Below are 25208 nucleotides of genomic sequence, written 5' to 3'. Positions count from 1 at the left end.
GATGGACAGGAATACACCGGCTTATGGCAATACCCTTCACACGGTCACTCCCGGTACGCCCCAGGCCGTGACCCCGGCACCGGGCACCGCGCTTGCCGAAGTCCCGGGGCAGTTCGACTACGTCAATACCAAGGTGGTGGCGCTCAAGGCCGACCACTTGGAACGTCATCGCATCGTTGCCTACAACAAGAACTCCAGCATGAACGGGCCCATTGACCTGCTGCGCACCCAGGTGCTCCGGACCATGGAGGAAAATGGCTGGCGCACCCTGGCCATTACGTCCCCCACCCCCGAAGCGGGCAAGACGGTACTGGCTATCAACCTGGCCATGAGCATTGCCCACTACACCACCCGCACGGCCTTGCTGGTGGATTTCGACCTGCGGCGCCCCCGCGTCGGCAGAAGCCTGGGGCTACCCATGGACTGCTCGTTGAACGAGTTTCTCGATGACCAGGCGCCATTGCAGGATTGCCTGGTGAACCCGACATTGCCTCGCTTCGTCGTACTGCCGACGCGGGTGCCGGTCCCCATGTCGACCGAAGTATTGTGCTCACCCAAGGTCACCCATTTGGTCAGCGACCTGCGCAATCGCTATGCCTCGCGTATCTGCATCTTCGACTTGCCACCGCTGCTGAGCTCCGACGATGCGATCACCGTGCTGCCCACGTTCGACTGCGTGCTGTTGGTGGTGGCCAACGGCATGAACACCAAAAAAGAGATCGAGGACTGCCTGCACCATCTGGGCACGGCGAACCTGATTGGCACCGTCCTGAACAAGGCCGACGAAAAACCGCAGCCCTACTACTGAGCGCGTTCAGGGGCGTCACCACGCAGCCCCTGTCAGACGCTCAACGCCACGACATCGCAGGCCACGGGTACTGTCGCTCCCATTGCCAGGCGTGGGCCACGATCACTTCCAGCTCCGCGTGCACAGGCCGCCAACCCAGCACCTGCATGGCCTTGCTGGCATCGGCCACCAGTCGAGGCGGGTCGCCTGCGCGGCGCGGTGCATCCAGCGCGGTGATGGGGCGGCCCGTCACGGTCCTGGCCGCATCAATGACCTCCTGCACCGAGAACCCTTGGCCATTGCCCAGGTTGAACACTGCACGCTCACCGCCTTCGAGCAAGTAGTCCACGGCCAGTGCATGGGCGCAGGCCAGATCAGTCACATGGACGTAATCGCGGATGCACGTGCCGTCGGGGGTGGGGTAGTCCCGGCCGAACACCGTGACTGCCTCGCGCCGGCCCGAGGCGGCCTGGAGAATGAGCGGGATCAGGTGTGTCTCCGGCTCATGGCGCTCGCCGAGCAATCCGGCCGGGTCGGCGCCTGCGGCATTGAAATAGCGCAGGCACACCGACTTGAGCCCATAGGCCCGATCGAAGTCCTCAAGAATCTGTTCCACCATCCACTTGCTCAGCCCATACGGGTTGATCGGCGACTTGGGATGGGCCTCGTCGATGGGCACGTACTGCGGATCCCCATACACAGCCGCCGTGGAGGAGAAAATCAGGCACTTGATACCTGCGTTGACCATCGCCTGCAGCAGCGACAGGGTAGCGGCGACGTTGTTCTGGTAATACTTGCCCGGTGCGCTGACCGATTCGCCCACCTGGATGAACGAGGCAAAATGAAAAACCGCGTCGAACGTGCACACGCCGAACAACACGTTGAGCGCAGCTTCATCGGCGATATCCAATCGGGCCCACTGAATGCCCGGCCCTGGCGATACCAGGTCCGCTACAACCACTGAATGCCCGGCAGCCAACAGATAGCCGACCATGTGCGAGCCAATGTAGCCCGAGCCCCCCACCACCAGGTACCTCATCCACACCTCCACGAAGCCGCTGTCGACAGACACCGTGAACCGTCCCTGGAACATGCAGGCGGGATGCTCGGCTAACAGGTGCCCTGAGCGTAGATGGCCATCTGCCCTATTTCAAGAACAGCCAATTGGACATGTAGGTGCCGTCCAGGATGATGTGATAACGCCCATCTCGGTAGCTGGCGGGCAGGGGTTTGAGCTGCGCCTGGGCATCGCGGGCGAACAGTTTCAACCCAGCAGGCGCCTTGATGCTCAGCTCGGCCTTGAGCGGCTCGACATGAAAGCGCGTGTTTTGCTCAGGCTGGGGCACCGCTCGCGTGCCCAGGGACACCAGCACGCTGCGCGACTGGCCTAGCACGACCCCGTCGAGGCTTTGCACGGCGACACTGGCGTAGGGCGTGCTCGCCTGCACCTGGACATCACCCAACGTGATCGTGCGCCCGCCCAGCCAGCCCGTCACCGCTTGGGTGAGCGGCGTGTCGATGGTGTAGAGGCCCGACTGCCAGTTGCGCTTGAGCTCGCCGGTATCGCTCACCGACTCAGTCGCGTCTGCCGGCAGCAACGCCTGGGCAGGATCGCGCAGCACGGTAGCTCCGTCAGCGATGGCAGCAGCTTTGAGCCAGGGCAACTCGGGCGTGGCAGGCAAGGCGATCTGCAGCTGGCCCAGACCTACCGCCGTGCGCAGCAGCGCCGAAGTACGCGGGGTGATCTCCTGATTGAACAAGGTATCGGTGCTGGGCGCGAATACGTAGTGGGTACTGGCGGGTTGAACGTCCCCGCGCCGATACATCAGCGCCGCAGCCGGCAGGGTGGCAAGCAATGCCGGATCATTGTAGGCATGCCAGTTGTCTGCCGTGCGCCAGCCGGGGTTGAACGCCTGTTGACTGTAGGCGTACTGCAGCATGGCGTCCCAACCCTGGTGGCTGGCGGTGCCGGCGATATACAGCGGCAGGGAGTGCCGGTCAGGCAACGGGAATGGCTCGGCGTTCCATTCGCTGACCGTCAACGGCTTGCCCACGAGCTGGGCGGCGGCCAGCCAGTCGATCAAACCATCACTGGTCAGCGGGTTCTTCTCCAGCTGGCCGCTGGCACCGTAGCTGTGGGCATCGATGACATCACCCACCGTGAGGGCGGGCAGGGCACTGAGCCCATTGCCTCCCCAGGTGCTGGTGGTGGCGATCGGCACTCTTACCCCCAAGGCGCGCAGGTGCGCGATCATGTCGGCATTGAAGCGCTGCTCGAGGTCGTTGAGAAACAGCTTGGAGGGGCCAGGCTGCCAAGCCCGCCAGGTCAGGTCTGCGGGCAGGTCGTGCTGGCTGGCGAACGCCTTGGCAGCGGCCATGTAACGCTGACTGTGGCGGGGCACATCCTTGTCCGGGAGCAGGGCGTTGCCGTAGTGCTGGGTGATGTCGTTCTCGTTGGTGAGCAGGATAGCCGCGATGGCGGGGTCATCTTTGTAAGCCAGCCCTGTCAGGGGATTTACATGGCCCAGGTACTGAGTGGCAAAGCGTTTCATCGCCTGCTGGATGCTGGCGTTGACGTAGGCGTAGCCCTTCAGGTCGACCCGCGCTTCGCCCTTGGCCAGTTCGCCAAAGTCATCGATACCGTCCTGGGTGGTCAGGGCGCGTTGCACGTGCAGGTCCAGCCAGATGTAGATGCCCTCGTCCTTCAGCGCCTTGATCCAGAGGTCAAGCTTGCGCATGGACTCGGCGTCCACCTGTTGGGTGTTGCGTACCAGCGTACCGTCACCAAACACATTGGGGCTCACCCAAGGCGAGTCGTGATGGTGCAGCCGTACAAGGTTGAAGCCCAGCGCCGACAGGCGTTTGGCCTGCTGGACAATCTCCTCGTCAGGGCTCTTGAACAGGGCGTAGGCCGACAGGTTGGTGCCCCAGAACCGCGCGGGCGTGTTGTCCTCGAACACCAGCTGTTCACCGGACGCCTTGACGAAGCCGTGTTTGCCGGCAGGTTTTTGCTGCGCATTGAGAAACGACAAGTCCACCGGTGATGTGCGCCAGTCCAACTGGTCCAGTGGCCAGGCCGTTGGGTCCACCAGGCCAAATCGCTCGGTTGGCGTGGGCGCCAGCGCTATGTCACCGGTCACGTTCAGCGCGGCCTTGACCTGTTGCTTGCCGGGGGCGATGTCGTCTTTGTAGAAGAAGGCGCGCAGCTCCGAGGGGTTGCCGCGCTCGAAGTAGACCTTGGCCAAGGGTGGGTCGAAACGCATCTCTACACGCCGGCCCTGCTCGGCACCGCCCCAGGACCACCCGCGGTTACCGGCCAGCAGTTGCGGGGCACCCATGGCCCCCGCGATCTGCGCCGGGTCGAACTGGAACACCATGCCGCCGCCTATCACATCGCGCTGGCGGCTATGGGCATCAAGGTCGAAGTCCCACGCCAGGGTTTGCGGTTGCACCTGGGTGATTGCCGCCTTGAGCTCGAAATCCAGGGCCTTGTTCTGCCCTTGCAAGGTATAGCGTGCCGGGGCATCGACGCTCAGGGCCGTCTGGAAACCCGTCCAGCTCCAGTCCTGCGCCCAGAAGTCGAACTTGGCGCTCATCACCGGCCCGCCGCCTTGTGTCACCACCGGCAGGCCGTTCTGCTCATCGATGCTGACCTGCCACGCCTCGGCCTGAACGCTTGCGGGCAAGGTCAGGGCGCACAGGGCGGTCAGGCACAGTAGGGCACGCATGGCAGGCAGGGTCATGAAAGGCTCCTGGGTTGCGCAGAGGGGATGTCGTAAGCGGGCGTAGCGAGCGCGTGCTGCCGGCGGACCATGTTGGTGTAGGCCACGGCCAACCCGGCGATGGACCAGTACACCACCGGGATGAACGTGATGCTGCTGACGGTGAAGATGATCACCAGGATGCCGATCAATGTCGCCAGCAACACCCGGCCAAGCTGGCGACGTTCGTCATCCTTGTCGTCGAAGCTGCGCATAGCCTTGTAGAGGCCGCGCAGCACCACGGCAAAAAAGGCCACGAACAATCCAAGCCCGACCAAGCCGACGTGCAGGGCCAAATTGATGTAGGAATTGACGATATCGATGATGCCTTCTCCCTGGATCATCGACTGCATTTCGGGCGTGTTGCGAAAATCGAACGAGCCGAACAACGGATTGCGCTGAATGACGATCCAGGCATTGTCCATGAGCCGCTCGCGGTAGGTGATGTTCTCTTTTTCAAGGTTGCCAATGAACGGCAGCAGGTCCAGCACTTTATCGCCACCCGGTATCACCCCGAGCAGCGGCAGTGCGAGCACCCCCGCCGTAGCCAGCAAGACCAGGCGCCGCACGGCACCCCTGCCCAGTGCCACGAACACCACCACGATCACCGCAGCGCCGATCCAGGGCCCGCGTGAGAGCGGCGCGAACAGACCGGCAGCCAGCAACAACGCGCCCATCCAGCGGTGCAACGGACGGCGCAGATAACCTTGCACGAACAGGAACAGGCCAATGGCCACGCTCATCACATAACCCAGCACGATGGCCTGGCCCGTGGTAACGCTGGCCCGCAGTGCACCGCCGCGGCTCAGGTAGCCTGACAGGCTCCAGGGTACACCCATGGCGTCGATCAGGGCGCTGTACAGCAACCAGTGGCGTACGTACTCGGCGACCCCGATCAACGCCAGCAGGAAACCGACCAGCACGAAGGCCAGCATGGCGTCCTTGAAGTCGCTGACCTGGCGCAACCCACGGCTGGCCACGTAGTAGGGCAGGAACACATCGACATACAGGTACAGCGTCTGGCGCAGGGTGTCGGTGGGCGTGGTTTCGCGCAAGTAGAGCACACTCATCAACACCAGGCTCGCTGCCAGCAGGCGATCTGGCCAGGTGCGGCCGAAGCGCAGCGTGTCCGACTGCCGACGCAGTTTCAGTGCGGCTGGTAGCAGCACGCACAGCGTCAACAAGCGGATGTGATTGAGGTCGACCAGGTAGTTGACCACGCCGAACCCCGGTACCTGCGCCGCCGCCGGTGGGATCAGGAACAGCAGCAGGTAGAACAGCGCCATGGGGTTATGCTCACGGCGCCCGGCCAGGTACAGGATAAGCCCGCCTGCCGCCAGGTATAGCCAGAAACTGTGAGAGACGAATGCCAGTACCGTCAGCAAAAACCACAGGTTGCGCCGGCGCTTGAAATCGCGCAGCGGGATCAGGTCGGTGGCAGGACGCCGAGCCAGCACGAATACCACGCTGGCCAGGAACAGGATGACGATCAACGCGCGAAAATGTTCAGGCATCAGCTATTTACACCTTCCTTTCGGTGGGCCACGGCTAGCATCATGGCTAATTGAAACTATAGTGACTTTTAGCCATTCAGTCAGAGATTGAACCCATGCCGTCGATTGAGGTGTCAGCCACCACGAGCCTGCGCTCGCGGGCCTTGCGGGCGGGTTCATGGAACCTAGTCTCGCAAGTGGCTTCCCAACTGATGCGCCTGGGCGGCAACCTGATCATGGCGCGTATCCTGGTCCCGGAGATGTTCGGGGTCATGGTCATCGCCACCACGGTTTCGGTACTGCTTCACTTGCTCTCCGATGTGGGCCTGCGCCAGAACATCATCCAGAGTCACCGGGGTGACGACCCCGTTTTCCTCAACACGGCCTGGACCGTGCAGATCATTCGCGGCTTCATCCTGTTCGCCTTGACCTTGCTGCTGGCCCTGGGCGCGTGGCTGGCGCAGGTGGCTGAGTTGTGGCCTGCGGACGCGACGTATGCGGCACCCGTGTTGCCGGCGGTACTGGCCATCACCGGCCTGTCTGCTGTGATCTGGGGTTTTCAGTCGACCAAGATAGACGTGGCAGTGCGAACCTTCCAACAAAAGCGCGTGGTGCTGGTCGACCTGGCGTCCCAAGTCGCGGGCCTGCTGGTAATGCTTGTGGTGGGCTACCTGACCCATTCCATCTGGGCGCTGGTCAGCGCTGGCCTGGTGTCTGCCCTGGTCTGGACGGTACTGGGCCACACTGCGCTGGAGGGCCCTGGCAACCGCCTGCACTGGGACCGCGCCGCCCTGAACGAGCTGATCGTGTTCGGGCGCTGGATCCTGCTGTCTTCGATGGTCGGGGTGCTGGCCATGTATGGTGACCGTATCTGGTTCGGTGCCAGCATGACGGCAGCGCAGCTGGGGGTGTACTCCATCGCCGTGTTGATCCTCGGTGCGGTACAGATGGCCATCATGAAGGTGGTCGGCGCCGTGGCGCTGCCAGCGTTCAGCGAGGCAGCGCGTGCTGATGATCGCGAACGTCTGGTGGCCCTTTATCACCGTTTCCGGCTGTTGGTGGACCTGCTGGTGCTGTTCATCTGCGGGGGGTTTCTGACCGCCAGCCCGCTGCTGATTGGCTGGATGTACGACGAGCGGTACCGTGAAGCAGGGCCGATGCTCGCAATTCTCTCGCTGTCCTTCCTCACATTGCGCTATACATTGGCCCATCAGGTCTGGATCGCCTTGGGGCTGACCAAGTACCAGGCCATGGACAACATCATCCGCCTGGTGTCGTTGTGGGGGTTGCTGCCGGTACTGCTGTATTTCGGTGGGGTGGACTGGGCGATCTGGGGCGTTGCCCTGCACACGCTGCCGACCTTGGTGTTAATCGTTTACGTGAACAGCAAACTGGGTATGTTCAGCCTCAAGCGCGAGCTTGCAGTGCTGCCGGCCCTTGTGGCCGGGGCGCTGTGCGGGGCTGGGTTGACCGCTTTGTTCGAGTGGATCTGAGCGCTACCTGTCGGAATTTTGTGAGGATGGCCAGGTGATCATGGGCAAGCAGAGCGTGTGTGCGTCACAGGTAGGTCGCAGGGGGTTTCTCAAGGGGTGCGCGGTGGTAGGGGCGACAGGCGCCGTGCTGGGTCCGATGACGGCGGTCGCCGGCCAAACGCTGCCACGGCACACCGCTGACACCAGCGAGGCGTTCGTGGTCATCAATGGCTGGGTATTGCCGTCCCAGTATTTCAAGAGCCCGTCGGCATGATCACCGATTTTCAGGAACACAAGACGCTGCGCGACAGCTACGACGTGTGCATCATCGGCGCTGGCCCGGCCGGCATCACGCTTGGGTTGCGCCTGGCGGCGGCTGGCTGGAGCGTGTTGCTGGCAGAGGGGGGTGGCCATGACTATGCACCTCGCTCTCAGGAGCTGTACGCCTGCACCTCCAGTGGGCTGCAACTGTATGCCGAGCAGACCCGGCTGCGTTACCTGGGCGGTACTTCAAACCATTGGGCAGGCCGCTGCCGACCCTTTACCCCGTCCGATTTTTCCATCGCACCGCCAGGCGACCTGCCAGGCTGGCCCATTGCGTACGCCGAAATCGCGCGCTACCTGCCGGCCGCCATGGACATCGTCGATCTGCCCGCCGGTGCGGACTTTCATGCCATCAACACGGGCCTGGACGGCGACGAGTTCGAACCGGACCGCTTCCTGCTCAGTACCCCAACCCGATTTGCCCAAAAGTACGCCACCGCCCTGGAACAAACCCCAGGGCTGGACGTATTCATCAATTGCAACTGCGTAGACCTGGAATTCGACCCCGCCTCTGGTCGGCTGGCAGCGGTGCTGCTGTCAGACTACGCCGGCAACCGCCAGCGTCAGGTCGCGCGGCATTTCATCCTCGCCGCAGGCGCCATCGAGAACGCGCGGCAACTGCTCAACAGCACCTCCCTGGCAGCGGCCGGGGTGATCAGCAAGGACGGCTTGGTGGGCCGGTGTTTCATGGAGCACCTGAACATCGACATGGGCACGTTCATCCTCAAGTCGGGGCTTGATCCCGATCCGCGCGAGTACTACACCACCGACGCCTTCATCGAGCATTTCAAGATCGGCAAGGGCAATGTGCGCGCGGCCCTGCTGGCCGATGTGCAAACCTACGGCCGTACCGCCGAGGTCAAGTACTTTTTGGAAACCTTGGCCTGTGACATGGGCGTGGCCAGCAAGGTGGCCTTCGTCGCCAGCTTCAGCTGCCCAGGCGATGGCATCATCAGCACCATGATCGAACAGTTCCCAAGCCTGCACAGCCGGATCTCCTTGCTCGACGAGAAGGATGCGCTGGGCGTGGCCAAGGTCAACGTCAACTGGGTACTCGACGAGCAGGACCGGCACACGATCAAGTGCATCGGCACCGAGCTTGCAACCCAGTGGGCCAACCAGAACCTGGGGTTCGTCAAACTCAACGACTTCGTTTACGACACCTCGGTACCGCTCAGGCTGTCGCCGCACGCCCACCACATGGGCACCACGCGCATGGCCGCTGACGCCCGTCATGGCGTGGTGGACCGCGACTGCAAGGTGTTCGGCACCGACAACCTGTATGCAGCCGGCAGCAGCATCTTCGCCACCGGCGGTGCCTCCAACCCGACCATGCCACTGTTGCAATTCACCGTGCGCCTGGCCGAACACCTCGATGCCCGCATGAGCGCCCAGAGGAGCGCCGCGGCGTGATCCACCGGCTTTAGGAAAAGGGGTGCGGCGGTCAGCACACACAAGAATGAGACCGGCGGCGCCCAGGGATAACTCAGGTTGCATCGATTGCGAGGCCAGGCAGCATGATGGGATGGATACGCAGAGCCGTAATGCAGTATGCCCACCGCACGGGGCGGGCACGCGGTTTGTACAAGAAGATGTGCAACCCTGCGGGGCTGGAATGGGGCACCTACCTGGCCCGCTGGGGCGGTTTTCACTCGGTGGGCACCAACGTCTACATCAACCAGGGTTGCAACGTCACCGATCCATCGCTGGTGCGCATCGGCAACAGCGTGGGCCTGTCCGATTGCACCCTCATCGGCCATGACGGCGTCGTGCTGCTGATCGAGCACCGCTTCGGCAAGCACCTGGACTCGGTCGGCTTCATCGACATCAAGGACAACTGTTTCATCGGTCACGGCGCAATCGTCATGCCGCGCGTGACCATCGGCCCGGACTCCGTCGTGGCCGCCGGGGCCGTGGTGACCAAGGATGTGCCGCCTGGCACCGTCTACGGGGGTAACCCCGCGGCCTTCATCTGCACCACCGATGCGCTGATCAAACGGGTGGAAGCCCGCTGCGAAGCCTATCCCTGGATCGACATCGTCAAGCAGCGCAAGGGCGCCTTCGACCCACAGGTGGAGCCCATGCTGATGGCCCAGCGGCGCCAGTACTTCTTCGGGGACAGCGACAATGGCTAAGCCGGTGGATGTGATGGTGGTCAATTTCAACACGGCCGGTTTGCTGCAGCCCATGTTCGACGCCCTGCGCAGCGCCGACAGCGAGCATCTGGTGCGCTACCTGGTGGTGGACAACGCCTCGGCCGACGACTCACTTGCACGCCTGACCCAGGTCTGCCCTCAGGCAGTGGTGCTGAGCAACCCGAAGAACGTAGGGTTTGGTCGTGCCAACAACCAGTTGCTGGCGCACCTGCAAGGCCAGTACGCCCTGCTGCTCAATACTGACGCTTTCATGGCCCAGGACGCGCTGCACAAAACGCTGGACTACATGCAGGCGCATCCGGAATGTGGCGTGCTCGGTGTTCGGCTCGAAGGTCGCGATGGCAGCCTGCAACCGAGCTGCCGGTATTTTCCGACGCCGCTCAACGTGTTTCTCGCCCGCACCGGGCTCGAACGCTTCGTCCCCGGCGTACAGCGCGTCGACGACATGAGCTGGGACCATGGCTCGGTGCGCGAATGCGATTGGCTGCCTGGATGTTTCTACCTGGTGCGCCGCGAAGTCCTTGACCAGGTGGGGCTGTTCGACCCCCGTTTCTTTCTGTATTACGAAGAGGTCGACCACTGCAAGCGCGTCAAGGCCGCGGGCTGGAAGGTGGTGTTCTACCCGCACACCACGGTGGTGCATATCGGCGGCGAGAGCTCCAAGTCGGTGGCCCAGCTCGAAGCCGCGAGCCGACAGATCTCCACGTATCAGATCGAAAGCGAGCTGCTGTACTTTCGAAAGCACCACGGCCGCGCGGGCCTTGCTCTGCATATGGGGCTGGTGAGCCTGGGTGACGTGATACTGGCGCTCAAGGCGATGATCAAGCGGCGCGGGCGGGAGGCCTTGAAGGCCTGCTGGCTGCACAGCCGCACCACGTGGGCATTGCTGTTCAAAACCCGCTACGCCACCCAGCCGACAAGGTAGCGCGCCATGTTCGAGAATATTCGTGCCGATCTGCGGGCCCACGGTGGCGACTGGGGCGCCCAGGGGTTCTGGGTGATGCTGGTCTACCGGTTCGGCCGCTGGCGCTATGGCGTTAGGCCCGCGCCACTGCGCAAGCTCTGTTCGCTGGTCTACAAGGTGTTGTTCAAACTGGTGCAGATCCTGACCGGGGTGGAACTGCCTTGCGAGGCGTTGGTGGGCCGCAATTTCGTCATCGATCACTTCGGCGGCATCATCGTCAGCGGCTACGCTCGGTTCGGTGACGATTGTCGCATTCGCAACGGCGTGGTGGTGGGGCTCAAGCAGGTCGATCGGCCTGTGGCGCCCGTGTTCGGTAACAATGTGGACATTGGTACCGGCGCCAAGATTCTGGGCGATATACGCATTGGCAACAATGTGGTGATCGGCGCCAATGCCGTCGTGCTGGTCGATGTGCCGGACAACAGCATTGCCGTGGGCGTGCCGGCGGTGGTCAAGCCCAGGCGCAGCCCTGCGACGCAGGTGACGCCGTGAGCGCACACCTGGAGAGCATTGGCGTCGTGGTGATTGGCCGCAACGAAGGCCAGCGCCTGGCGCGGTGCCTGCGCGCGCTGGTGACCCGTGTCGATACGGTGGTGTATGTGGATTCCGGCTCCACCGATGGCTCGGTTCAGCTCGCGCATCAGCTGGGTGTACACGTCCTGGCCCTGGACTTGAGTATCCCATTCACTGCCGCCCGCGCGCGCAACGAAGGCTTCGCCAGGCTGCACCAGTTGCAGCCCGGTCTGGACATGGTGCAGTTCGTTGATGGCGACTGCGAGATCGACGCCCAGTGGCTGCCCACTGCCCACGCCTTCTTGCAACAGCACGCCGAGGTTGCGGTGGTTTGCGGGCGGCGGCGTGAGCGCTTTGCCCAGCACAGCGTCTACAACCAGTTGTGCGACCTGGAGTGGGACACCCCGGTTGGCCAAGCCGAGGCCTGTGGCGGTGACGCATTGATGCGAGCCCGGGCATTCGCCAGCGTAGGCGGCTTCCGGGCGGGGCTGATTGCCGGCGAGGAGCCGGAGCTGTGTGTACGTTTGCGAGCCGCGGGCTGGAAAATATGGCGCCTGGACGCCGAAATGACCCTGCACGATGCAGCCATGACGCGCTTCGGCCAATGGTGGCGACGCAGCATGCGCGCCGGCTACGCCTATGCCGAAGGCGCCTGGTTGCATGGTGCTGCACCCGAGCGGCACTGGGTGCGTGAGTCCCGCCGTGCCTGGGTCTGGGGGCTGGGGATCCCGCTGCTGACACTGGCGGCATGCCTGGTGTTCGGGGTAGGGGGGCTGGCGCTCTTGCTGCTGTACCCACTGCAAGTCCTGCGGTTGGCCAGGCGCGGCGGCCTGGCGCCCCGGCAACGCAGGTTGCAGGCCTTGTTTCTGGTAATGGGCAAGTTCCCAGAGGCAGTGGGGCAACTGAAATTCTGGCGCCAGCGGCTGTTGCCCGGCAAATCAGCGCTGATCGAGTACAAGTGAGATGACCCCATGATGCTTGTCCGCCTCGTGAGCAGCCTATCGACGTTGCAACCCGGTTTCACCCCGCGGGCCGTGAAGAGCAAGTGCGCGCTGGCCGTGCTCATGGTCAGCCATCGCCACGCGCTCGAGCGCTTCATGGGGCGCATGAGGACTGCACTGGGCCCCCAATGGCGGCAGCGCGTAGGGGACGACGCGCTGGGCATGGTGCAATGGCCCTACATCAGCAGCGGCTGGAACGTGGCCCAACGGCTCGATGCCGTGGCCTCGCATTTCGAAGTGTTGACTGCTAAAGCGCCGGTGCTGCTGGTCACAGGCCGCGATGAGCGCCGCGTGTTGTGCGATTTGGGGGACCATTCACCGGCCTGCAGCCTAGTGCTGGACCGGCCGATCTGGTTCAAGCGCGAAGGCGAGTTGGTCCTGAACCTGTTTCAGGGCGACCTGCGGGTCGCGTCACTGGCCTTCACCCTGTGTAATGACGGGAACAGGTTGACGCTTTTCATCGGCGCGGTGCAAGGCATCCACAAAGGCATCGACAGTGAAACGTCCCTGGCCATCTACCGCGATCTGACCAAGCATTTCGAAGGACTGCGCCCGCGCAGCCTGGTGCTCGAAGCGCTCAAGTGCCTGGCGCGCTCGCTCTCGGTCGATCGCATACTGGCCGTCAGCGACGGCTGCAGGCACCACCGTCATCCCTATTTTGGCGCCGACACCGCCCGTGAACTGGCGGCCGACTACGATGCTATCTGGCAGGAGCACGGCGGCCAGCCGACGCCCTGCAACGGTTTTTTCGAGCTACCCCTGGTGGCTGCACAGCGCGCCGAATCGGACATTCCCGCCAAGAAACGGGCCATGTACCGCCGCCGGCAGGCTTTGCTCGACGGTGTTTTCACGCGCATGCACAAGGCTTTGGCAGGCGCTGCCGGCAACCATGAACTACAAGAACTACAAGGGGATGCATGCGCTGGGCATGCATCGGCAGTGGACGCTCCGCCCCTGACAGAAGGCCGTACATAAGGCTTGTCGGGCGTGGTGTGTCATCAAGCGGGTTTGGATCTGGATTCGTATGCGTATTGCTTACTTCGTCAATCAGTACCCGAAGGTGAGTCACAGTTTCATACGGCGCGAAATCCTGGCGATTGAACGCCTGGGCATTACGGTTCAGCGCATTGCCCTGCGCGGATGGGACGCCCAGTTGCAGGACCCTGAGGATGTCTGCGAGAAAGCCAAAACGGTGTATGTGCTAAAGCATGGGCTGTCGGGTTTGCTCAAACCGCTCTGGCGCGTGCTGCGGGCACAACCACGGCGTTTCTGCCAAACCCTGAGCCTGGCCTTGCGCATGGGATACAGGGCGGACCGCGCCTGGCCGTTTCACCTGGTATACCTGGCCGAAGCCTGCCAGGTACTGCTGTGGCTGCAGCAAAGCGAGGCTTCCCACGTTCATGCCCACTTTGGCACCAACTCCGCTGAAGTCGTCATGCTCGTCCACGCACTGGGTGGGCCGCCGTTCAGTTTCACCGTCCACGGACCGGAGGAGTTCGACAAGCCGCAGTTCCTGCACCTGGGCGAGAAGGTCGACCGTGCAGCGTTCGTAGCGGCTGTCAGTGCCTACGGACGCAGCCAGCTATATCGATGGGTGGCCCACGCCAACTGGCCGAAGGTCAAGGTGGTGCATTGCGGTCTGGAACGCGCGTTTCATGAGGTGCCCAGCGTGGCGATACCCCAGGCCCCGAGATTGGTTTGCGTGGGCCGCCTGTGCGAGCAGAAAGGCCAGTTACTGCTGCTGGAGGCCGCGTCCCGGCTGGCGGCGCGTTCCATAGCCTTCGAGCTGGTGCTGGCCGGTGATGGCGAGATGCGTGGCGAGATAGAGCGGTTGATCGCCCATCATGGCTTGCAGCAACAGGTGTGCATCACCGGCTGGATCGGCAGTGAGCAGGTGCGCGAGCACATGCTTGCGGCGCGTGCCCTGGTGCTGCCCAGCTTTGCCGAAGGGTTGCCCGTGGTCTTGATGGAGGCCATGGCGCTGCGTCGTCCTGTGCTGAGTACCTATGTGGCAGGTATCCCCGAACTGGTGCGCCCTGGTGAGAACGGCTGGCTGGTGCCAGCGGGGGACGTCGAACAATTGACCGAAGCCATGGCTGACTGCCTCCAGCAGCCGGTCGAGGCGCTGCAGCGGATGGGCGAAGCCGGCCATGCGCGGGTGTTGGAGCGACATGATGTGGACACTGAGGCGGCCCGGCTGGCCGAGTATTTCAAGGCAACGGCATGATCACTGTATTGACGTTCTTACTGGGGGGGCTGGCGCTCCTAGTCTCGGTTCCGGTGCTGGTGCTGCTGGGGCAGGTGTTGCTGGCCTACCTTCCCGCTCGTGCGCAACCCGTCGCTGCCCGGGCGCGCCCGCAGGTTGCCGTGCTGGTCCCGGCCCATGACGAGGCCAGCATCATCGCCGCCACGCTCGCGAGCCTGGTGCCGCAACTGCAAGCCGGTGACCGCCTGCTGGTCGTGGCCGACAACTGCAGCGACGACACAGCGCGACGGGCCGAGGAGGGCGGTGCTGAAGTGGTTGTGCGTCAGGATGCCTTGCGCCGGGGTAAAGGCTATGCGCTGGACTTCGGTATGCGTCACCTGGCCGCCGACCCGCCCCAGGTGGTGATCATCGTCGATGCCGATTGCCGTGCTGAGCAAGGGGCGCTCGAACAATTGGCCCTTCGCTGCGCGCAGAGCGGCCGGCCGGTGCAGGCGCTGTACCTGATGAAGGCGCCGGCAGGTGCCGGTCTCAAGGTGCAGGTGGCCGAGTTCGCCTGGCGGGTCAAGAACCTGGTCCGGCCCCGTGGCTGGGCACGGTTGGGCTTGCCCTGCCAGCTCATGGGCTCGGGCATGGCGTTCCCGTGGCAGGACTTGGCCGCCGTGGACCTGGCCAACGGGCATCTGGTCGAAGACGTGAAATTGGGCCTTGACCTCTGCCAGCGGGGCACGCCGCCGTTGTTCTGCCCGCAGGCGCTGGTCACCAGTCAGTTTCCGACCAGTGAGCAAGGCCTTAACAGCCAGCGCACGCGTTGGGAGCACGGGCACCTGGGGCTGATGCTGGCCGATGCGCCCCGTCGCGCCTGGGCTGCCTTCAGCCAGCGCAACGTGGCCTTGGCCGGTTTGACGCTGGACGTGCTGGTGCCTCCGCTGGCCCTGCTGGTCCTGATGTTGCTGGGGCTCAACGCCCTTACCTGGGTGGCCTACGCCGTGACAGGCGTGGCGACACCTGCCTGGATGGCCCTGAGTGCGTTGCTGCTACTGGCGCTTGCCGTGCTGCTGGCCTGGGCCCGATTCTGCCGCGACGTGATCCCGTTCTCGGTGCTGCTGTATGCGCCGTTCTACGCCTTGCGCAAGGTGCCTGTGTACCTGGGCTTCCTGATCAAGCGCCAGGTGGAGTGGGTGCGCTCCCGCCGGGAGGACGATTGATGGCCGAAAAGCAAGGGCCAGCACGGTGGCACGCGGTGGTCGACCAGCTGCAGGTGGTCGAGGATAGCGAGGCTGCTGAGCGTCTGCTGCACGCCTTGGCTGCCCCTGTAGCCCCGACCGTGCTGGGCTTCGTCAATGCCCATGCCATGAACCTGATCGTTCGCGATGACGCCTATGGGGAGGCGCTGCTGGGCGCCGATGTGCTGCTGCGCGATGGCTCGGGCATGGCGATGCTGTACCGTCAGCTCGGGTTGGCGCCAGGGTTGAACATGAACGGGACGGATTTCATTCCTCGGCTGGTGCACGCCTACGCAGGGCGCCGCGTGGCCTTCTGGGGCACCCGCCAGCCTTATCTGGGGCAGGCTGTTCAGTGCTGCGCTGCCACCTATGGCGTCACGCCGGTTTCGGTGCATGACGGCTTCGCCGACGTATCGACGTACCTGCACCTGGCGACCGAGCATCGGCCGGATCTGATCCTGCTAGGCATGGGCATGCCCAAGCAGGAGGCCGTGGCGGCTGCGCTCAAAGGCACGGGCCTTGTGTGCACGATCGTTTGCGGCGGCGCCGTGCTGGACTTCATGGGCGGCAAGGTCCATCGCGCACCGGCCTGGGTCAGGCGCCTGGGTGCAGAGTGGTTGTACCGCTTGCTGTGCGAGCCCCGGCGGCTGTTCATTCGCTACGTGGTGGGCAATCCGCTGTTCCTGTTACGCGCCCGGCGGTTTGCCCGGGCAGGGCGAGCGCTGCATCCTGGCGGCTGACGACATGGCGCGGTCGCCCGAAGGCACCGCGCAGCCAAGGACGGGCTGCTACAGTGATATCACCGCTACAGACACCTGCGCGCGCCTGCTGCTGTACCGGCTTCGCCAACGCTGTCCTTCAGTATCAAGGGGCGATTACAGGCCCTGGCCATGCACCCATCGATGAGGTCTGAAATGGTGTTCGAACCCCGAAGCAGCCGGTCTTTGCTTCAGCGCAGAAGCAGCGTCAGCAACGCCGTGCAAGCCGGTCTGGATGGCGTGGCGGTGACCGGTATCGCCTGGTACCTGATCTACGACCAGTTCGGCTACATCACGTCCGACTACGTCATCATGTTGCTGTTGCTGATCGGGGCGCTGGCGGTCATCTACGATCACTACGCCATCTATCGCACAAACGTCGGGCTGTCGATCAAGGCGTTCCGGCTGTTCAAGGCATGGTCGGCAACGTTCTGCTTTCTAGTGGTCATGGCCTTTCTGACCAAGCAGAGCGAAACCTATTCACGGCTGTTGGTGGTGGAATTGTTCGTCATCGGCTACATCGCCCAGCTGTTCCTGCATTTTGCCGTGCGTGAACTGCAAAAACGCTTTACCGCCCACGCCCGCCTGGAGAACGCCCTGATCATCGGCGACGGTGACCTGGCCAATTTTCTCTATCAGAAAATCAGCAGCAACCCCTGGTTCGGAGAACGGGTGGTAGGCTGCGTGTTGACCGCAGAAGCCGCGCCGCACGGCGACGACGTCGAGCACGGCAAGCAGCGCCTGCCAGTGCTGGGGCATATCAGCGATTTGGACGGCATCGTCGCCCAGCATGGCATCCGCACGGTCTACCTGGTGACGCCACTGGGAGGCTCGCAAGTCATCAGCGACGTCTATTTCAAACTGCTCGACAAGTGCATCGCAGTGAACTGGGTGCCCGACATTTTCTCCCTGCGCCTGATCAACCACAGCGTGCGCGAAATCGCCGGTATTCCTGTCCTGACCCTGTCTGAAACCCCGTTGACCGGCATGAGCCTGTTCCTGAAGAACCTCGAGGATCGCGTCCTGGCGGCACTGATTCTGCTGTGTGCATCGCCGGTGTTGCTGGCCGTGGCCCTGGCGATCAAGCTCGACAGCCCCGGCCCGGTGTTCTTCCGCCAGGAACGCACGGGCTGGACCGGGGAATCGTTTCGGATCTGGAAATTTCGCAGCATGCATGTTCACCAGCCCGAAGCCGGGCAGATCAAGCAGGCACAAAAAAACGACCCGCGCCTGACCCGGGTCGGCGCCTTCATCCGGCGCACCAGCCTCGATGAGCTGCCGCAGTTGTTCAATGTGTTGACGGGCGAGATGTCACTGGTTGGCCCCAGGCCCCATGCATTACAGCATGACACCTTGTACTCCCAGGACATCGTCGACTATTTCGCACGCCACAACATCAAGCCTGGCATGACCGGCCTTGCGCAGGTGCGGGGTTTCAGGGGTGAAACCAAGGACATCGAGCAGATGATCCAGCGTGTGGATTCCGACATCGAATACATCAACAACTGGTCCCTGTGGCTGGATTTCGTCATCCTGGTGCGCACCCTAAACGCCTTCACCGGCAAGCAGGCGTACTAGCGACCCAAGCCAGACAGGCTGGGTGTTTTGCGCTACAGATCTTGCGGTGCGCCAGTCAGGGGATGCAATTCTCGAAACGCCTGCGCCTCTGCCACCAGCCAGTCGTGTACCGCACGTGCGCCGGGCTGGTTCAACCCGCCAGGCGGGTAGTGCACCACGTAGCGCTTGTGGTTGGGGATGGCGACCCCGAATGGCACGATCAGCGCGCCGCGCTCCAATTCGTCGTTGAGCAGGGTACGCCGGGCAATGGCCACGCCAAGGCCCGCAATGGCCGCCTCGATGGTCAAGTGGTTGCGGTTGAAGGTGTGGCCACGCCGTACGGGTTGCGCCGGCGCGCCGATGCCTTCCAGGTAGAACTCCCATTCGGCATATTCCGAGCTGCCTCGCCAGGCCGTGATGTCGTGCAGCAACGGGTAGTGCATCAAGTCCGCTGGCCCGTGCAGCGGGGGACGCCCACGCAGCAGGGCCGGGGAGCAGACCGGGAAGATCTGCTCGGCCAGAAGCGGCGTCGACAGCATGCCGGGGTAGCTGCCGTCGTTGAGGTCGATCGCCAGGTCAAAATCCCCAGGCGTCAGGGCCTGTGCGCTGTCCTCGGCCACCAGCCGCAGCTCGATGTCTGGGTAGCGTTGCTGGAAACGTGACAGCCGCGGGGTCAGCCACTTGGCCAGGAACGAGGGGATCGAGCGCACCCGTACGGTGCCGCGTATTTCACCTGCATCCAGGCGCACCAGTTCTGCCTCGATGCTGCCATAGGCGTCCGCCACCGTCTGAGCCAGGCGCTGGCCTTCGGCGCTCAGTTCCACGCCACGGGCGCGGCGCAGGAACAGCCGATAACCCAGGCGCTCCTCCAGTTGGCGCATCTGCTGGCTTACGGCCCCGGGGGTGATATGCAGCTCTTCGGCGCAGCGGGTGAACGACAGGTGGCGGGCGGCACAGGCGAACACGTGCAGCCAGACAAAGGCTTGCCCTGTCAGTTGGCGTCTCATGGTTTAGTCCTGCTAAAGGCTGGCTTAGGAAGTTTCGTTGGTCATTTGTAGCACAGGCGCGCAGTATCTCGCGAAACGGGCCTGTGCGCCCGAGGTCTTCAGGTGTTGGGTGTTTTGGCAGCAGCAACCGCCCGTCAGGTATTAGCATGGCTATCAGTGTTTTCGACCTTTTCAAAATCGGCATCGGCCCTTCCAGTTCGCATACGGTGGGACCCATGCGCGCCGCCGCCACGTTTGCCCAAGCGCTGCGCGAGCAAGGCTTGCTCAACAGCACCCAGCGTGTCGAAGTACGCCTGTATGGCTCGTTGTCGGCCACCGGCGTGGGCCATGCCACCGATCGGGCTTGCCTGCTGGGCCTGATGGGACAGTGGCCAGACCGCATCGATCCTGCCAGCATCGATGCGCGCATCGGCCAGGTGCTGCAGGAGCATTGCCTGATGCTCGACGGCAGCCATCCTGTGGCGTTCGACTACGCCCGCGACCTGCTGTTGCTCGATGAAAACCTGCCCTATCACCCCAACGCCATGCGCCTGGAGGCGTTCGACCAGCAGGCCAGCCTGCTGCACCAGACCTACTATTCGGTAGGCGGCGGGTTCATTGTCGAGGAGGCCGAGCTGACCGCGCCGGTGGGCCTGTCGCCAACCGTCACGCTGCCTTACGAGTTCGACAGCGCAGCCGAGCTGCTGGCGCTGTGTAGCCAGCATGGCCTGAGCGTTGCGCAGTTGATGATGGCTAACGAATGCGCGTGGCGGCCCCAGGCGCAGGTGCGCGACGGGCTGTTGCGCATCTGGGCGGCCATGCGCGAGTGCGTCGACAATGGGCTGCGCAACGAGGGCGTATTGCCGGGCGGCTTGCAGGTCAAGCGCCGGGCGGCCAAGCTGCATCGCAGCTTGCAGGAGCTGGGCAAGCCCAATGTCATCGGCTCTACCTTGAGCGCCATGGAGTGGGTCAACCTGTTCGCCTTGGCGGTCAATGAAGAGAATGCCGCCGGTGGGCGCATGGTCACCGCACCCACCAATGGCGCGGCCGGCATCATCCCGGCCGTGTTGCACTACTTCATGAAATTCAACCCCGGCGCCTGCGATGACGACGTGGTGGATTTCCTCCTGGCGGCTGCGGCCGTGGGCATCCTGTGCAAGAAGAATGCGTCAATTTCCGGTGCCGAGGTGGGCTGCCAGGGCGAGGTGGGCTCAGCGTGCTCGATGGCAGCCGCAGGCCTGGCGCAGCTGCTGGGCGCTACGCCCCCGCAGCTGGAAAATGCCGCTGAAATTGCGCTGGAGCACAACCTGGGCCTGACCTGTGACCCGGTCGGCGGCCTCGTTCAGGTGCCCTGCATCGAGCGCAATGCCATCGCCGCGGTCAAGGCGATCAACGCCGTGCAAATGGCGCTGCGCGGTGACGGGGACCACTTCATTTCCCTGGACCGCGTCATCCGCACCATGCGCGACACCGGTGCGGACATGCACGCCAACTACAAGGAAACTTCTCGCGGCGGCCTGGCCGTTGCGTTCGTGGAGTGTTGAGCACCCTGCGCTTCAGCGCAGGGCAGTCGAACCCGGGCTGCTGTGCATGGCCTGTTTGAACAGGCCCTTGAGTTGTTCGTTGCCAGCGTCAATCAAGTGGTTGTCATCGAAATACAGCGGCCTGCCGTCCTTGGAACCCATGCACTTGCCGTCCGGGCAGAGGTAGGGCACCGGGTCAACGATACCTGCATGGCAGCGTTCGGCCGCCGTCTCGATGGCTTCCAGGGCCAGGCGGTTGCGGGCCTGGTAATCGCTCACAGGCGTGACGATGTCGCTGTTCATGCCTAGAAGCCGGTGCTGCAGGGTCAGGCCCTTATAGACACTGAACGGCATTTCCGGCACCGGCTTGACGATGTACACCGGGCGATTTTGTGCCAGCATGCACACCGTTTGGGTGTAGGTCTGGATGAACTGCCGTTCGAATTCCGGGCCGCTTTGGTGCTTGTCGCCGTTGAAGTAGACGCTATAGCCACTGTGCCGGCGCTGGTCGGTATACAGCGCTGCGCGGCTGAACAGGAACAAGGGTACGCCAGGGTAGTCCGTGGCCAGTTGGGCGAACTTGTCGGCGTTGAAGGCTTTGCAGTGCTGCTCGACGTCCTTGTCGCCCATTTCGAAGTCGATCAGGGTAGGGCAGCCGGCCCGTGCCCAGCCCATCGCCGCGCCGGGGTTTTCCAGCATCAAGGCCGCAGCGGTGGATTGGGCATGGCTGTCGCCCAGTAGCAGGGCCGAGATATCGCCGCTGCCCAACACGCACTGTGCGGCCCCGTACGGATTGGTGTCGCAGTGCTGTGCGTACAGCTTGCTGTCGTACTCCGGCTTGCCGTCATCGTGGGCCCAGCGCAGTTGCGGGTTGTGCTTGATTGCCGAGGCCACGGCCCCTGCCGCCGCCACCCACACCAGGCCCATGCCTGCGTAACGGGCAAGGCCCAGTACCGGGCGCTTGAGGGCGCGTGTCCTGCTTTCGATCAACCCATAGGACGCCGCGCCCAGCGCAACCGACAACAGCACCGCACAGGTCACCGCGCGCCAGTCTTGCAGCAGCCCGCAGGTATAGAGCAACACCACCAATGGCCAATGCCAGAGGTAGATCGAATAAGACGTCTTGCCCAGAAATGCCAGCGCCCGGTTGCGTGCGAACAGGCTGTTGGCATTGGCGTGGATCACCAGCAGGGTGCCGATCACCGGTATCAGGGCCAGGTAACCCGGCCAGGTAGCGTCGTGGGGCAGCAGTGCCAGGGCGCCCGCAATCAGTGCAAGGCCCAGGCCTTCGCACAGTGCCGCCGCCCTGGGCGAAAGCGCGAGCGGATACAGGAACACCAGCCCACCGGCGAGCATTTCCCAGGCCCGGGTGGGCAGCAGGAAGAACGATGCGACCGGATGGCCTGGGCTGTAGAGCGCCGAGAACATCAGCGAACCGGCACCCAGCGCTAACACAAGCCGCTTGAACGTAGGCGGTGCGCACACCTTGTGCAGGCCCATCACGATCACTGGGTAGATCAGGTAGAACTGCCACTCCACCGACAGCGACCAGGTGTGCAGCAGCCAGTTTTCCTGAAGCGGTGCATCGAAATAACTGCCGTCACGGGCGAAATAATGGTTGGACGTGAACAGCAGGCTTTCCTTGCTGGTGCGCAGCAACTCCCGGTAGTCCTCCGTTGCCAGGAAGAAATACCCGAATACTGCCAGGGCGATGCACAACCCCAGCAGCGCCGGAATGATTCGCCTGGCCCTGGCCGCGTAGAAACCGATCAGCGAGAACTGCTGCTTGTGCAGGCCGCTCACGATGATCCGGGTCATCAGGTAGCCCGAAATCACGAAGAACACATCCACGCCGAGAAACCCAGCCGAGAACCCCGGGATCTTGAAGTGGTACAGCACGACCGATACGACGGCCAATGCCCGCAGGGCGTTGATGTTCTTGTGAAACAGCATGGGAGGGGTCCTGATCTGGCCTGGGCCGGGTGGCCCGCTTCCTTTTGGCATGGTCGGCGCGACCACGCATTTCAAGGGGCGCAGACTACCACATGGCCCATGGCCTGTACCTGAACGTCTTCACCCCAGGGCCTCGCGCAGCCGGTACCACAACATGCCAAGGGCCAGCAGGGGCGAGCGCAGCGCTCTTCCGCCGGGGAACGTGAGGTGGGGCACGGCGCTGAACACATCCAGCCCCTTGCTTTGCCCCAGCGCGATGCTCTGGGCAAGCAGCCTGGCCGTCCAATGTGTGACGTTCAGCCCATGGCCCGAATAACCCTGGGCATAGTAGACGTTGGGGTGATCATGCAGTCGCCCGACCTGTGGGAAGCGGTTGGCCGTGATGCCGATCATGCCGCCCCATTGATAGTCGATGCGCACTTCGCCCAACTGCGGGAACACGCGCAGCATCTTGGGCCGCATGTACGCGGCGATATCGCGGGGATCGCGCCCGGAGTAGTGGCAGGCACCGCCGAACAGCAAGCGCCGGTCGGCGGTCAGGCGGTAGTAGTCCAGCCCCACTTTCTGATCACACAAGGCCATGTCCTGGGGAATGAGCGACATTGCGACCGTTTCCTCCAGTGGCTCGGTCACGACCACGTAGCTGCCCGCTGGCAGCACCTTGCCGCTGAGCCTGGGCTCCAGGCCCTCAAGGTGGGCATTGCAACCCAGTACCAGGCTGGCAGCGCGCACCTTGCCGTGCGCGGTGTGCACCGTCACGGTGGAGCCATGGTCAATGCGCAGCACCGGGCTCTGTTCAAATATCTGCACACCCAGGGACTGTGCCGCTCGGGCTTCGCCCTGCACCAGATCCAGTGGGTGCAGGTGCCCTGAGCCCATGTCTACCATGCCGCCTGCATAACGGTCGCTGCCAACCACTTCGCGCAGGCGCTCTGCCGGCACCCGGTAGGTGTGAGGCTGGTAGCCCAAGGCCGTCAGCTCCTGCTGTTCGGCGGCAAAGGCAGCGAACTGGGCGGGGGTATTGGCCAGCTCGCAGAAGCCCCAGCGCAGGTCGCATTCTATGCCGTGGCGGGCGATGCGCTCCGCCACCAGGGCCACCGAGTCGATGCCTGCCTGCTTCAGATACCGCACGCCATCCTGGCCCACGTACCGGGCAAAGCCGTTGACGTCATGGCCGATGCCACGGATCAGTTGGCCACCATTGCGCCCGCTGGCACCCCAACCTACGCGCCGGCCTTCGAGCAGCACCACCGACAGGCCGCGCTCGGCGAGTTCCAGTGCGGTGTTGACCCCTGTCAGGCCGCCGCCGACGACGCACACATCGGCATCGACTTCGCCGTCGAGGTACGGATAGCGGGTTGTGTCACGGGCAGTGGCCGCATAGTAGGACGCGGCATGTTCGGCAGATAAAGGCATGGGTAAGGCTCACTCAGCGATTGGACTTGATCTTGGTCCAGGCGCGCGTCATCAGGCGCATGATCTTCGGGCTTTGTGTCGTAGAGATGTACAACTTGTCCAGCACCTGCTGGGGTGGGTAGACCTCGGGGTTGTTCACCAACGCCGCGTCCATGAATGCCTTGGCATCAGGGTTGGCATTGGCATAACCGACCGTCGCGCTGACCTTGGCGATCACCTGTGGGTCGAGCAGGTAGTTGATGAAGGCCAGGGCCTGCTCGGGGTTGTTGGCATCCTTGGGGATGGCCAGCAGGTCGAACCACAGGTTGCTGCCCTCCTTGGGGATGCTGTAGGCGATCTTCACACCATTGTTGGCCTCTGCCGCGCGGTTGGCAGCCTGGAACACATCGCCCGAATAGCCAAAGGCGATGCAGATGTTGCCGTTGGCCAGGTCCGAGACGTACTTGGAGGAATGGAAGTAGGTGATATAGGGCCGCAGGGCCAGCAGGCGCGCCTCGGCCTTGGGATAGTCCGCTGCGTTCTCGCTGCGCGGGTCCATGCCCAGGTAGTTGAGCATGGCCGGGAACAGCTCATCGGGCGAGTCCATGAAGGCCACGCCGCACTGCTTGAGTTTCTTGAGGTTCTCGGGCTCGAACAGCACCGCCCAGGAGTCCACCCGATCGATGCCCAAGGCTGCCTTGACCTTGTCCACGTTGTAGCCGATGCCGTTAGTCCCCCATAGGTAGGGCACTGCATAGCGGTTACCGGGATCGTTCTGCTCCAGCAGTTTGAGCAGCTTGGGGTCCAGGTGCTGCCAGTTGGTCAGCTTGCTGCGATCGAGCGGCAGGAAGGCACCCGCCTGAGCCTGGCGTGCCAGGAAATGGTTGGACGGCACTACCACGTCATAGCCGGTGCGACCTGCCAGCAGCTTGCCTTCGAGGGTCTCATTGGAGTCGAACACGTCGTACACCACCTTGATACCGGTGCTGGCCTGAAAGTCCGCCAGCGTCGTGTCACCGACATAATCGGTCCAGTTGTACACGCTGACCGTCGGCGCTGCCTGGCTGGTGGCCGCGAACAACAGGGTGAATGCAGAAGGGATCAGGGCTTTCAGGTAATGCATGACGACACCTCGT

21 protein-coding genes are annotated in these 25208 nt (G+C 63.4%); 14 read left to right on the top strand and 7 right to left on the bottom strand.

What is annotated here, in order from left to right; translation table 11 throughout:
• Position 1 precedes the first annotated feature (1 nt).
• Positions 2-808 (top strand): CpsD/CapB family tyrosine-protein kinase, encoded by an 807-nt coding sequence (locus tag CWR53_RS10830; protein ID WP_100851494.1) that lies wholly within the window; start codon positions 2-4, stop codon positions 806-808.
• Between the two features lie 40 nt (positions 809-848).
• Here CWR53_RS10830 and galE read toward each other — a convergent pair whose 3' ends face one another.
• The 3 genes from galE to CWR53_RS10815 all read right to left on the bottom strand — a co-directional run bounded on the left by galE (position 849) and on the right by CWR53_RS10815 (position 6062).
• Positions 849-1826, bottom strand: coding sequence for a UDP-glucose 4-epimerase GalE (galE, locus tag CWR53_RS10825; RefSeq protein ID WP_058604640.1), 978 nt, complete (start codon positions 1824-1826; stop codon positions 849-851).
• Positions 1827-1932: 106 nt separating this feature from the next.
• On the bottom strand, positions 1933-4530 hold the full coding sequence (locus CWR53_RS10820; RefSeq protein ID WP_100851493.1) for a cellulase family glycosylhydrolase: 2598 nt from the start codon (positions 4528-4530) through the stop codon (positions 1933-1935).
• Positions 4527-6062 carry an O-antigen ligase gene (locus CWR53_RS10815; RefSeq protein ID WP_100851492.1) on the bottom strand — a complete coding sequence of 512 codons (1536 nt, stop codon included), beginning with the start codon at positions 6060-6062 and terminating at the stop codon, positions 4527-4529. Before CWR53_RS10815 ends, CWR53_RS10820 begins: the two co-directional genes overlap by 4 nt.
• Positions 6063-6157: 95 nt before the next feature.
• Here CWR53_RS10815 and CWR53_RS10810 point away from each other — a divergent pair, with 95 nt between their 5' ends.
• The 12 genes from CWR53_RS10810 (at position 6158) to CWR53_RS10755 (ending at position 18236) form a co-directional block, all read left to right on the top strand.
• Positions 6158-7534, top strand: a complete 1377-nt coding sequence (locus CWR53_RS10810; RefSeq protein WP_100851491.1) for an oligosaccharide flippase family protein — start codon at positions 6158-6160, stop codon at positions 7532-7534.
• A 40-nt stretch (positions 7535-7574) separates the two neighbouring features.
• On the top strand, positions 7575-7787 hold the full coding sequence (locus CWR53_RS10805) for a twin-arginine translocation signal domain-containing protein (protein ID WP_100852627.1): 213 nt from the start codon (positions 7575-7577) through the stop codon (positions 7785-7787).
• Positions 7784-9250, top strand: a complete 1467-nt coding sequence (locus tag CWR53_RS10800; protein WP_100851490.1) for an FAD-dependent oxidoreductase — start codon at positions 7784-7786, stop codon at positions 9248-9250. The genes CWR53_RS10805 and CWR53_RS10800 overlap by 4 nt, the downstream gene beginning before the upstream one ends.
• Positions 9251-9354: 104 nt before the next feature.
• The gene (locus CWR53_RS10795; protein WP_027916342.1) at positions 9355-9972 is read left to right on the top strand and encodes an acyltransferase; all 618 of its coding nucleotides are present in this window, start codon (positions 9355-9357) and stop codon (positions 9970-9972) included.
• On the top strand, positions 9965-10918 hold the full coding sequence (locus CWR53_RS10790; RefSeq protein ID WP_100851489.1) for a glycosyltransferase family 2 protein: 954 nt from the start codon (positions 9965-9967) through the stop codon (positions 10916-10918). Before CWR53_RS10795 ends, CWR53_RS10790 begins: the two co-directional genes overlap by 8 nt.
• A gap of 6 nt (positions 10919-10924) precedes the next feature.
• Complete coding sequence (locus tag CWR53_RS10785; RefSeq protein ID WP_058604634.1) at positions 10925-11449, top strand: serine O-acetyltransferase; 525 nt, start codon at positions 10925-10927, stop codon at positions 11447-11449.
• A complete protein-coding gene (locus CWR53_RS10780; RefSeq protein ID WP_258313226.1) occupies positions 11446-12432 on the top strand; it encodes a glycosyltransferase family 2 protein in 987 nt (328 codons plus the stop codon). Before CWR53_RS10785 ends, CWR53_RS10780 begins: the two co-directional genes overlap by 4 nt.
• Before the next feature lie 9 nt (positions 12433-12441).
• Positions 12442-13446, top strand: a complete 1005-nt coding sequence (locus CWR53_RS10775) for a DUF535 family protein (protein ID WP_100851488.1) — start codon at positions 12442-12444, stop codon at positions 13444-13446.
• Positions 13447-13495: 49 nt separating this feature from the next.
• Complete coding sequence (locus CWR53_RS10770; protein ID WP_100851487.1) at positions 13496-14698, top strand: glycosyltransferase; 1203 nt, start codon at positions 13496-13498, stop codon at positions 14696-14698.
• Positions 14695-15882 carry a glycosyltransferase family 2 protein gene (locus CWR53_RS10765; protein ID WP_100851486.1) on the top strand — a complete coding sequence of 396 codons (1188 nt, stop codon included), beginning with the start codon at positions 14695-14697 and terminating at the stop codon, positions 15880-15882. Before CWR53_RS10770 ends, CWR53_RS10765 begins: the two co-directional genes overlap by 4 nt.
• The gene (locus CWR53_RS10760) at positions 15882-16640 is read left to right on the top strand and encodes a WecB/TagA/CpsF family glycosyltransferase (RefSeq protein WP_100851485.1); all 759 of its coding nucleotides are present in this window, start codon (positions 15882-15884) and stop codon (positions 16638-16640) included. The genes CWR53_RS10765 and CWR53_RS10760 overlap by 1 nt, the downstream gene beginning before the upstream one ends.
• Positions 16641-16814: 174 nt before the next feature.
• Positions 16815-18236, top strand: coding sequence for an undecaprenyl-phosphate glucose phosphotransferase (locus CWR53_RS10755; RefSeq protein WP_058604629.1), 1422 nt, complete (start codon positions 16815-16817; stop codon positions 18234-18236).
• A gap of 32 nt (positions 18237-18268) precedes the next feature.
• Here the strand turns inward: CWR53_RS10755 and CWR53_RS10750 are convergent, their stop codons facing one another.
• On the bottom strand, positions 18269-19222 hold the full coding sequence (locus tag CWR53_RS10750) for a LysR substrate-binding domain-containing protein (protein WP_100851484.1): 954 nt from the start codon (positions 19220-19222) through the stop codon (positions 18269-18271).
• Positions 19223-19368: 146 nt separating this feature from the next.
• Here CWR53_RS10750 and CWR53_RS10745 point away from each other — a divergent pair, with 146 nt between their 5' ends.
• Positions 19369-20745, top strand: a complete 1377-nt coding sequence (locus tag CWR53_RS10745; protein ID WP_100851483.1) for an L-serine ammonia-lyase — start codon at positions 19369-19371, stop codon at positions 20743-20745.
• A gap of 12 nt (positions 20746-20757) precedes the next feature.
• Here the strand turns inward: CWR53_RS10745 and CWR53_RS10740 are convergent, their stop codons facing one another.
• The 3 genes from CWR53_RS10740 to CWR53_RS10730 all read right to left on the bottom strand — a co-directional run bounded on the left by CWR53_RS10740 (position 20758) and on the right by CWR53_RS10730 (position 25195).
• Positions 20758-22677 (bottom strand): acyltransferase family protein, encoded by a 1920-nt coding sequence (locus CWR53_RS10740; protein ID WP_100851482.1) that lies wholly within the window; start codon positions 22675-22677, stop codon positions 20758-20760.
• A 120-nt stretch (positions 22678-22797) separates the two neighbouring features.
• On the bottom strand, positions 22798-24093 hold the full coding sequence (locus CWR53_RS10735) for an FAD-binding oxidoreductase (RefSeq protein ID WP_058604625.1): 1296 nt from the start codon (positions 24091-24093) through the stop codon (positions 22798-22800).
• A gap of 13 nt (positions 24094-24106) precedes the next feature.
• Complete coding sequence (locus tag CWR53_RS10730; protein ID WP_058604624.1) at positions 24107-25195, bottom strand: polyamine ABC transporter substrate-binding protein; 1089 nt, start codon at positions 25193-25195, stop codon at positions 24107-24109.
• Positions 25196-25208: the final 13 nt, after the last annotated feature.

Origin of the sequence: Pseudomonas sp. SGAir0191, assembly GCF_002812565.2 — a bacterium.
In the GTDB taxonomy this organism is placed as follows: Bacteria; Pseudomonadota; Gammaproteobacteria; order Pseudomonadales; family Pseudomonadaceae; genus Aquipseudomonas; species Aquipseudomonas parafulva_B.
This window is presented reverse-complemented; position numbering and strand designations above follow the sequence as displayed.

Excerpts from the sequence above, each read along its gene's own strand:
- CWR53_RS10790 (WP_100851489.1), top strand. The coding sequence starts at position 9,965 with ATGGCTAAGCCGGTGGATGTGATGGTGGTCAATTTCAACACGGCCGGT.
- CWR53_RS10755 (WP_058604629.1), top strand. The coding sequence starts at position 16,815 with ATGGTGTTCGAACCCCGAAGCAGCCGGTCTTTGCTTCAGCGCAGAAGC.
- CWR53_RS10770 (WP_100851487.1), top strand. The coding sequence starts at position 13,496 with ATGCGTATTGCTTACTTCGTCAATCAGTACCCGAAGGTGAGTCACAGT.
- CWR53_RS10750 (WP_100851484.1), bottom strand. The coding sequence starts at position 19,222 with ATGAGACGCCAACTGACAGGGCAAGCCTTTGTCTGGCTGCACGTGTTC.
- CWR53_RS10730 (WP_058604624.1), bottom strand. The coding sequence starts at position 25,195 with ATGCATTACCTGAAAGCCCTGATCCCTTCTGCATTCACCCTGTTGTTC.
- CWR53_RS10775 (WP_100851488.1), top strand. The coding sequence starts at position 12,442 with ATGATGCTTGTCCGCCTCGTGAGCAGCCTATCGACGTTGCAACCCGGT.
- CWR53_RS10805 (WP_100852627.1), top strand. The coding sequence starts at position 7,575 with ATGGGCAAGCAGAGCGTGTGTGCGTCACAGGTAGGTCGCAGGGGGTTT.
- CWR53_RS10830 (WP_100851494.1), top strand. The coding sequence starts at position 2 with ATGGACAGGAATACACCGGCTTATGGCAATACCCTTCACACGGTCACT.
- CWR53_RS10795 (WP_027916342.1), top strand. The coding sequence starts at position 9,355 with ATGATGGGATGGATACGCAGAGCCGTAATGCAGTATGCCCACCGCACG.
- CWR53_RS10745 (WP_100851483.1), top strand. The coding sequence starts at position 19,369 with ATGGCTATCAGTGTTTTCGACCTTTTCAAAATCGGCATCGGCCCTTCC.
- CWR53_RS10760 (WP_100851485.1), top strand. The coding sequence starts at position 15,882 with ATGGCCGAAAAGCAAGGGCCAGCACGGTGGCACGCGGTGGTCGACCAG.
- CWR53_RS10820 (WP_100851493.1), bottom strand. The coding sequence starts at position 4,530 with ATGACCCTGCCTGCCATGCGTGCCCTACTGTGCCTGACCGCCCTGTGC.
- CWR53_RS10815 (WP_100851492.1), bottom strand. The coding sequence starts at position 6,062 with ATGCCTGAACATTTTCGCGCGTTGATCGTCATCCTGTTCCTGGCCAGC.
- CWR53_RS10785 (WP_058604634.1), top strand. The coding sequence starts at position 10,925 with ATGTTCGAGAATATTCGTGCCGATCTGCGGGCCCACGGTGGCGACTGG.
- CWR53_RS10810 (WP_100851491.1), top strand. The coding sequence starts at position 6,158 with ATGCCGTCGATTGAGGTGTCAGCCACCACGAGCCTGCGCTCGCGGGCC.
- CWR53_RS10765 (WP_100851486.1), top strand. The coding sequence starts at position 14,695 with ATGATCACTGTATTGACGTTCTTACTGGGGGGGCTGGCGCTCCTAGTC.
- CWR53_RS10800 (WP_100851490.1), top strand. The coding sequence starts at position 7,784 with ATGATCACCGATTTTCAGGAACACAAGACGCTGCGCGACAGCTACGAC.
- CWR53_RS10740 (WP_100851482.1), bottom strand. The coding sequence starts at position 22,677 with ATGCTGTTTCACAAGAACATCAACGCCCTGCGGGCATTGGCCGTCGTA.
- galE (WP_058604640.1), bottom strand. The coding sequence starts at position 1,826 with ATGAGGTACCTGGTGGTGGGGGGCTCGGGCTACATTGGCTCGCACATG.
- CWR53_RS10735 (WP_058604625.1), bottom strand. The coding sequence starts at position 24,093 with ATGCCTTTATCTGCCGAACATGCCGCGTCCTACTATGCGGCCACTGCC.